Annotated in this window: 6 protein-coding genes; 5 read left to right on the forward strand and 1 reads right to left on the reverse strand. The window is 72.1% G+C overall.

Features of this window, described 5'->3' with window-relative positions; translation table 11 throughout:
* The first annotated feature begins 194 nt into the window (after positions 1 to 194).
* From AB0I53_RS34375 to AB0I53_RS34385, 3 genes are read left to right on the forward strand one after another with little or no spacing between them, the layout of a single operon-like run.
* A complete protein-coding gene (locus AB0I53_RS34375) occupies positions 195 to 761 on the forward strand; it encodes a DUF3090 domain-containing protein (protein ID WP_093260234.1) in 567 nt (188 codons plus the stop codon).
* Between the two features lie 5 nt (positions 762 to 766).
* Positions 767 to 1,561: an SCO1664 family protein gene (locus AB0I53_RS34380; protein ID WP_358612551.1), complete on the forward strand. Its 795-nt coding sequence runs from the start codon at positions 767 to 769 to the stop codon at positions 1,559 to 1,561.
* 44 nt (positions 1,562 to 1,605) lie between these two features.
* On the forward strand, positions 1,606 to 2,550 hold the full coding sequence (locus AB0I53_RS34385) for an MBL fold metallo-hydrolase (protein ID WP_358612553.1): 945 nt from the start codon (positions 1,606 to 1,608) through the stop codon (positions 2,548 to 2,550).
* Between the two features lie 181 nt (positions 2,551 to 2,731).
* Here the strand turns inward: AB0I53_RS34385 and AB0I53_RS34390 are convergent, their stop codons facing one another.
* On the reverse strand, positions 2,732 to 3,970 hold the full coding sequence (locus AB0I53_RS34390; protein ID WP_358612555.1) for a serine hydrolase domain-containing protein: 1,239 nt from the start codon (positions 3,968 to 3,970) through the stop codon (positions 2,732 to 2,734).
* A 118-nt stretch (positions 3,971 to 4,088) separates the two neighbouring features.
* On the opposite strand from AB0I53_RS34390, the gene AB0I53_RS34395 reads away from it, so the two are divergent.
* Together AB0I53_RS34395 and AB0I53_RS34400 are read left to right on the forward strand one after the other, a co-directional pair.
* Entirely contained in the window at positions 4,089 to 5,489 is a 1,401-nt protein-coding gene (locus tag AB0I53_RS34395) for an ATP-binding protein (RefSeq protein ID WP_358612557.1), read from the forward strand.
* The gene (locus tag AB0I53_RS34400) at positions 5,489 to 7,441 is read left to right on the forward strand and encodes a VWA domain-containing protein (protein ID WP_358612559.1); all 1,953 of its coding nucleotides are present in this window, start codon (positions 5,489 to 5,491) and stop codon (positions 7,439 to 7,441) included. The genes AB0I53_RS34395 and AB0I53_RS34400 overlap by 1 nt, the downstream gene beginning before the upstream one ends.
* Positions 7,442 to 7,489: the final 48 nt, after the last annotated feature.

Genomic DNA, 7,489 nt, shown 5'->3' on the forward strand with positions numbered 1-7,489 from the left:
GGGTATCGGCACCGGACGCGGCGCGCCGTAGTTCGCCATCGGCGAACAACGGTGAAACCGGTGGTCGAGAGGCCCGTTCAGCGAGTAAACCGGCGGATGGCCCGGTGGCAGCCGGGCCGGTTCCAAACGGTGATGAAGGAAACGGGGGCCAGCCGCGCACGCCTGGCGCGCGGTGGCCTAGGGTCGGAGGAGTCATGGCTCGTGTCATCCACGTCTTCCGTCAACCCGACCGATTCGTCGCCGGAACGGTCGGGGAACCCGGCGATCGCACCTTCTACCTTCAGGCGTCCGAGGACGTCCGCACCGTGAGCGTGCAGCTCGAGAAGCAGCAGGTGTCGGTGCTGGCCGAACGCATTGGCGCGCTGCTGGAGGAAGTGCAGCGCCGGTTCAACACCGATCTGCCCAGCCAGATCCCCGACGACCTGGTCGACACCGATCCGTTGGCGGTGCCGGTCGACGAGGAGTTCCGGGTCGGCACCATGGGGCTGGGCTGGGACGCCGAAACCGAGGCGGTGGTCGTCGAGCTGCTCGCGGTCACCGAGGAGGAGATCGACGAGTCGGTGGTGCTCGACGACACCGAAGAAGGCCCCGACGCGCTGCGGGTATTCCTCAGCCCCGCGCACGCGCGGGCGTTCGCCGAGCGCGCCGAGCGCGTCATCAACGCGGGCCGCAAGCCGTGCCCGCTGTGCGCGGAACCGCTGGATCCCGCCGGGCACATCTGCCCGCGGCAGAACGGCTACCGCCGCTCGGAAGAGGTCTGACCGACGTGCGCGCCGGGGATCCCGCGGTCGCGGAGCTGCTCCGGCATGGTCGGCTGGACGTGCAAGGCCGGCTGGTGGAGGCGTCCAACGCGACGCTGTTCTGCGGGATCGAGTCCGACGGCGTTTCCGCCGAGTGCGTCTACAAGCCGGTGCGCGGCGAGCGGCCGTTATGGGACTTCCCGGACGGCACGCTGGCCGGCCGCGAGGTCGCGTCCTACCTGCTGTCCGAGGCCACCGGCTGGGGGCTGATCCCGCCGACGTTGCTGCGCGACGGCCCGTTCGGGCCGGGCATGGTGCAGCTGTGGGTGGACACCGAGGAGGACTCGCAGCTGGTCGACATCGTCGCCCCGGGCGAGGTTCCGGACGGTTGGCTGGCGGTGCTGCGCGCCCAGGACCACCGCGGCGATCCGGTCGTGCTGGCGCACGCCGACCACGAGCGGCTGCGGCTGCTGGCGGTGCTCGACATCGTGATCAACAACGCCGACCGCAAGGGCGGGCACATCCTGCACTCCCCGGACGGCCGGGTGCTGGGCGTCGATCACGGCGTGAGCCTCAACACCGACGACAAGCTGCGCACCGTGCTGTGGGGCTGGATCGGGCAGCCGTTGCCGGGCGACGTCGTCGACCGGCTGGGCGAGCTGCGTGCCCTGATGGAGGGCGAGCTGGCCGCTGAGCTGGCCGAACACGTCACGCCGAAGGAAGTCCAGGCGGTCAACGCGCGCATCGAGCGGCTGCTGGCCGACGGTGTGTTCCCCGCGCCGTCCGGGGAATGGCCGGCCATCCCCTGGCCCGCGTTCTGACGCCGCGGGTGCGGACCCGCGGCAGGGCAGGGCAATCTGGTCGGGTGCGACCCGAGTACCAGCAGCCGATGATCCAGTCCTCCTACGCGGACCGCCTGCACGAGCCGCTGCCCAGCTTCCGCGACGTGATGCGGCTGATGTGGACCGGCGGGTTCCGCGGCAGGGTGGAGGACGCCGACCGGATCCCGGTGCTGCGCACCGGATTGCCGTCAGTGACGGCGCAGGACACCTCGGTCACCTGGGTCGGCCACTCGACGTACGTGGTGCGGACGGCCGGTGCCACGGTGCTCACCGACCCGGTCTGGTCGTCGCGGATTCCCGGCGTGCCGCGACGGCTGACGCCGCCGGGCGTCGCCTTCGGCGAGCTGCCGCCCATCGACGCGGTCGTGATCAGCCACAACCACTACGACCACCTGGACGCGCCCACCGTGCTGCGGCTGCCGCGCGCCACTCCGGTGCTGGTGCCCGCGGGGCTGGGCCGCTGGTTCCGGCGCCGCGGCTTCACCGACGTCGTCGAGCTGGACTGGTGGCAGTCGGTGGAGGTCGCCGGGCTGACGTTCGACTTCGCGCCCGCGCGGCACTGGAGTCGCCGCGGCCCGCGCGACACCTGCCGCAGCCTGTGGGGCAGCTGGGTGATCACGGGCCCGGAGCACCGGATCTTCCACGCCGGGGACAGCGGCTACGGGCCGCACTTCGCCGAGATCGCGCAGCGCTACCCGGGCATCGACGTGGCGATGGTGCCGATCGGCGCGTACGACCCGCGGTGGTTCATGAAGCCGGTGCACATGGACCCGGAGGAGGCCGTGCAGGCGGTGGCCGACCTGGGCGCGACGTACGCGGCGACCATGCACTGGGGCACGTTCGTGCTGACCCGCGAGCCGGTCACGGAGCCGCTGACCCGGATCCGCAAGGCCTGGCGCGACGCCGGCCGCGACCCGGAGCAGCTGTGGGACCTGGCGGTCGGCGAATCCCGCGTGCTCGCGTCGTGAGCCGGATTTCGTCCGGTATAGGCCCACTCTCGCAACCGGCACCGCCGCGGGTTCTCAGACGTCGCCTGGTGAGGACAGCCCCGATGCCGCTGGTCATACACAAATCGGGGATCCCACAGCCAGGCGGCGTCTGAGGTTCCGCTACCCGCACCGCTGTGCAGGATGAGTTTGGAAGCTGTCCCTAGTCCACCAGGGCCTGGTAGACCAGCTGGTGCAGCTGGGAGCGGATCGGGTGGGTGCCCGACGGCATCAGCTGGGTCATGAACAGCACCGTCAGGTCCTCCACCGGGTCCACCCAGAACGCGGTGCTGGCCAGGCCGCCCCAGGAGAACTCGCCCGGGGAGCTGATCACCTTCGCCGCCATCGGGTCGTCGATCACCGCGAAGCCCAGCCCGAAGCCCTTGCCCGCGTTGGCCACCTCCGAGAACGAGCCGAGCGCCAGGGTTTCCAGATCCGCGCCGCCGGGCAGGTGGTTGCGGGTCATGTACTGCACCGTGCGGCTGCCGAGCAGGCGGGCCCCGTCGAGTTCGCCCTCGCGCAGCAGCATCTGCGTGAACCGGTGGTAGTCGTGCGCCGAGGAGAACAGCCCACCGCCGCCGGAGAGGGCCTTGGGCAGCTCGAACGCCGCCGCGCCCAGCTCCGCCTGCTTCGGGTGCGGCCGGGCCTTGCCCTGCGGGTCGGCGGCGTAGAGGGTGGCGAGCCGGTCGGCGTCGGCGCGGTCCACCGCGAAGCCGGTGTCGGTCATGCCCAGCGGCTCGAAGATGCGGGTGCGGAAGAACTCGTCCAGCGTCTGCCCGGACGCCACCTCCACGATCCGGCCCAGCACGTCGGTGGCCACCGAGTAGTTCCAGGCCGCGCCGGGGTCGAACAGCAGCGGCATGCTCGCCCACTCGTCGCAGCAGCCCGCCAGGTCGAGGTCGTCGGCCATACCGAACTCGAAGCCGGCGCGGCGGTAGAGCTCGTCCACCGGGTTCAGGTAGTGGAAGGCGTAGGTGAGGCCGGAGGTGTGGGTCAGCAGGTGCCAGATCCGCATGTCCTCGCCCGCCGGCCGGGTCTGCGGGGCGCGGGCGGTGCCGCCGCTGTACACGCGCAGGTCGGCGAATGACGGGATGAAGTCGCTGACCGGGTCGGTGAGCTCGAAGGCGCCCTCCTCGTGCAGCATCATGATCGCCACCGAGGTGACCGGTTTGGTCATGGAGTAGATCCGGAACAGGGTGTCGGTCTGCACCGGGGCGCCGGCGGCGACGTCGCGCATGCCGTGCGTAGACAGGTGCGCGATCTTGCCCTGCCGGGACACCAGCGCCAGCCAGCCCGGCAGCTTGCCGGCCTCCACGTACCTGGCGAAGTGCTGGTCGATTCGGTTCAGCCGGGCGGCGTCGAAACCGGCCTCGCCGGGGTCCACCTCGATCTCCAGGGCCACTTGATCCTCCTGCGCGTGCCGTCGCGGGTTACCTGGTGTTTCTACTCTCGCGCGGCGACATGCGAAATCCTTTCTGCTATGGCAGCGCGTGTCGGTTCGTGCCGGTAGCGTCGAAGGAGTGACGACCCCGACTCCACCCGAAGGGCTGCCCCGCACGGCGGGGGAGCTGCGGTCCAGCGGCCACGCCCCGCGCAGCGTCAAGGCCGAGCTGCGCGCCAACCTGCTGACCGCGCTGCGCTCCGGCCGCTCGCTGTGGCCCGGCATCGTCGGTTTCGACCAGACCGTGCTGCCGCAGCTGGAACGCGCCCTGATCGCCGGGCACGACGTCGTGCTGCTCGGGGAACGCGGGCAGGGCAAGACGCGGCTGCTGCGCAGCCTCACCGAACTGCTGGACGAGTGGACGCCGGTCATCGCGGGCTCGGAGCTCGGCGAGCACCCGCTGCAGCCGATCACCCCGGCCTCCCGCCGCCGCGCCGCCGAACTCGGCGACGACCTGCCGGTGGCCTGGCGGCACCGCAGCGAGCGGTACGTGGAGAAGCTGGCCACCCCGGACACCTCGGTCGGCGACCTCGTCGGCGACGTGGATCCGATGAAGGTCGCCGAGGGCCGTTCGCTGGGCGACCCGGAGACGATCCACTTCGGACTCGTGCCCCGCGCGCACCGCGGCATCGTCACCGTCAACGAGCTGCCCGACCTGGCCGAGCGGATCCAGGTGGCGCTGCTGAACGTGATGGAGGAGCGGGACATCCAGATCCGCGGCTACAGCCTGCGGCTGCCGCTGGACGTGCTGCTGGTCGCCACCGCGAACCCCGAGGACTACACCAACCGCGGCCGGATCATCACGCCGTTGAAGGACCGCTTCGGCGCGGAGATCCGCACCCACTACCCGCTGGACGTCGACGACGAGGTTTCGCTGGTGCGCCAGGAGGCGGACCTGCCCGCCGAGGTCGGCGACCACCTGCTGGAGGTGCTCGCGCGCTTCGTCGGCCACCTGCGCGAATCCAACGCCGTCGACCAGCGCTCCGGGGTGTCGGCCCGGTTCGCCATCGCCGCCGCCGAGACGGTCTCGGCCGCCGCGCTGCACCGCTCCGCGGTGACCGGTGAGCACCCGGCGGTGGCACGGCCGATCGACCTGGCGGCGGTGCCCGCGGTGCTGCGCGGCAAGATCGAGTTCGAGGCCGGCGAGGAGGGCCGCGAGGACGAGCTGCTCGGCTACCTGCTGCGCCGCTCGGTGGCCGACACCGCCCGCGGGCTGTTCGCCGGCCTGGACCTGCAGTCGCTGGCCCAGGCCGTCGTCGACGGCCACCCGGTGGCCACCGGCGAGCGCGTCGCCGGGCACGACGTGCTCACCGCGCTGCCGGAACTGCCGGTGCTGCACCAGGTCGCGGAGCGGCTCGGCGTGCGGGCCGGCGACCCGCCGGGGCGGATCGCCAGCGCCGTCGAGCTGGCGCTGGAGTCGCTGTACCTGGCGAAGCGGCTCGGCAAGGACGCCGAGGACGACCGGTCGGTGTACAGCTGATGAGCCGCCGGTTCCGGTACGACGCGTGGCACGGCGGGGCGGATCCCCTGGCGCCGCCGGTGGATCTGCGCGCGGCGCTGGACCAGATCGGCCGCGACGTCATGGAAGGCGCGTCGCCGCGCTCCGCGCTGGAGGAGCTGCTGCGCACCGGAACCCGCGACACCGCCGGGCTCGACGAGCTCACCCGGCGGCTGTGGCAGCGGCGCAGCGAAATGCAGCGGCGGCACCGGTTGGACGGAACGATCTCCGAGGTTCGCCGGCTGCTGGACCGCGCGCTGCAACAGGAGCGGCTGTCGCTCGCGGCCGACACCGGTGAGGACGCGCGGTTCCGCGAGCTGCAGCTCGACGCGCTGCCGCCGGATGTCGCCGGTCAGGTCGCGGAGCTCGCGAACTACGACTGGCGTTCGCCGGATGCGCGGGAGACCTTCGAGGAAATCCGGCAGATGCTGGGCACGGAGTTCCTCGAACAGCGCTTCGAGGGCATGAAGCAGGCGATGCAGCACGTCACGCCCGAGGACGTCGAGCGGGTGCGGCAGATGCTCGACGACCTGTCCGCGCTGCTGGCCGCGCACGCCCGCGGCGACGCCGACATCCAGCAGAAGTTCGAGCAGTTCATGGCCGAGCACGGCGAGTTCTTCCCGGAGAACCCGCGCAACGTCGACGAGCTGATCGACGCGCTGGCGGCCCGCTCGGCCGCCGCGCAGCGGTTGCTGAACTCCATGAGCGAGCAGCAGCGCGCCGAGCTGATGTCGTTGTCGCAGCAGGCATTCGGCGATCCGCGCATCGCGCAGGCGTTGCAGCGGCTTGACCAGCAGCTGCAGGGACTGCGGCCCGGCGAGGACTGGGAGGGCCGGGCGCGGTTCCGCGGCGACCAGCCGATGGGCCTGGCCGAGGCGACGGCGGCGATGGCCGAGCTCGGCGAGCTGGACCGGCTGGCGGAGCAGCTCGGGCAGGCGTATCCGGGCGCGAGCCTGGAGGACATCGACCTGGAGGCGCTGGAGCGGCAGCTCGGCCCGCAGGCGGTCGTCGACGCGCAGCGGCTGTCGGAGATCGAGCAGCAGTTGCGGCAGCAGGGCCTGCTGCAGCGGGCACCCGATGGCAGCCTGCGGCTTTCGCCGCGCGCGATGCGCCGGCTCGGGGAGACGGCGCTGCGCTCGGTGATCTCGCAGCTGCGGTCGCGGCGCGGTGAGCGCGACACCGACCGCGCGGGCGCGGCGGGAGAGCTGACCGGTACCACGAGGCCATGGAGCTACGGCGACGCGGAGCCCTGGGACGCCGTGCGCACGGTGCGCAACGCGGTGCTGCGGCGCGCGGCGGAGGGCCCGGACTCGGCGCAGCTGGACATCTCGGACCTGGAGGTGGCGGAGACCGAGCAGCGTTCGCGCGCGGCGGTGGTGCTGTGCGTGGACACCTCGTGGTCGATGGTGCAGGACGGCCGCTGGGTGCCGATGAAGCGCACCGCCCTCGCGCTGCACCACCTGGTCGCGACCCGGTTCCGGTCGGACGCCCTGCAACTGGTGACCTTCGGCCGCTACGCATCCACTGTGGATGTCGGTGAACTCGCTGCGCTGGAAGGAGTTTGGGAGCAGGGCACGAACCTGCACCACGCCCTGCTACTCGCTGGCCGCCACCTGCGCCGCCACCCGGACGCCCAGCCGGTGGTGCTCGTGGTGACCGACGGCGAGCCGACGGCACACCTCGAACCCGACGGCGAAGCGGTGTTCCAGTACCCGCCGACGCCGCACACGCTCGGCGTGACGCTGTCCGAAGTGGACGCCCTGCACCGGTTGGGGGCGACGCTGAGCGTCTTCATGCTCGGCGAGAACCCGCGCCTGGAGGCCTTCGTGGACATCGTGGCCCGCCGCGGCGGCGGCCGGGTCCTGTCGCCCACCGCGGACGGCCTCGGAGCGGCGGTCGTCGGCGACTACCTCCGAACCAAGCGCCGCCGGTGACCGCCCGATCGGTCGTGAGTGCGTAACCGGGCTCCAACCCGGTTACGC

The sequence above is a fragment of the Saccharopolyspora sp. NPDC050389 genome, from assembly GCF_040655595.1.
GTDB lineage: Bacteria > Actinomycetota > Actinomycetes > Mycobacteriales > Pseudonocardiaceae > Saccharopolyspora.

What these genes read in the sequence shown, in the direction of transcription:
- AB0I53_RS34400 (WP_358612559.1), top strand. Translation starts at nt 5,489, where the DNA reads ATGAGCCGCCGGTTCCGGTACGACGCGTGGCACGGCGGGGCGGATCCC.
- AB0I53_RS34375 (WP_093260234.1), top strand. Translation starts at nt 195, where the DNA reads ATGGCTCGTGTCATCCACGTCTTCCGTCAACCCGACCGATTCGTCGCC.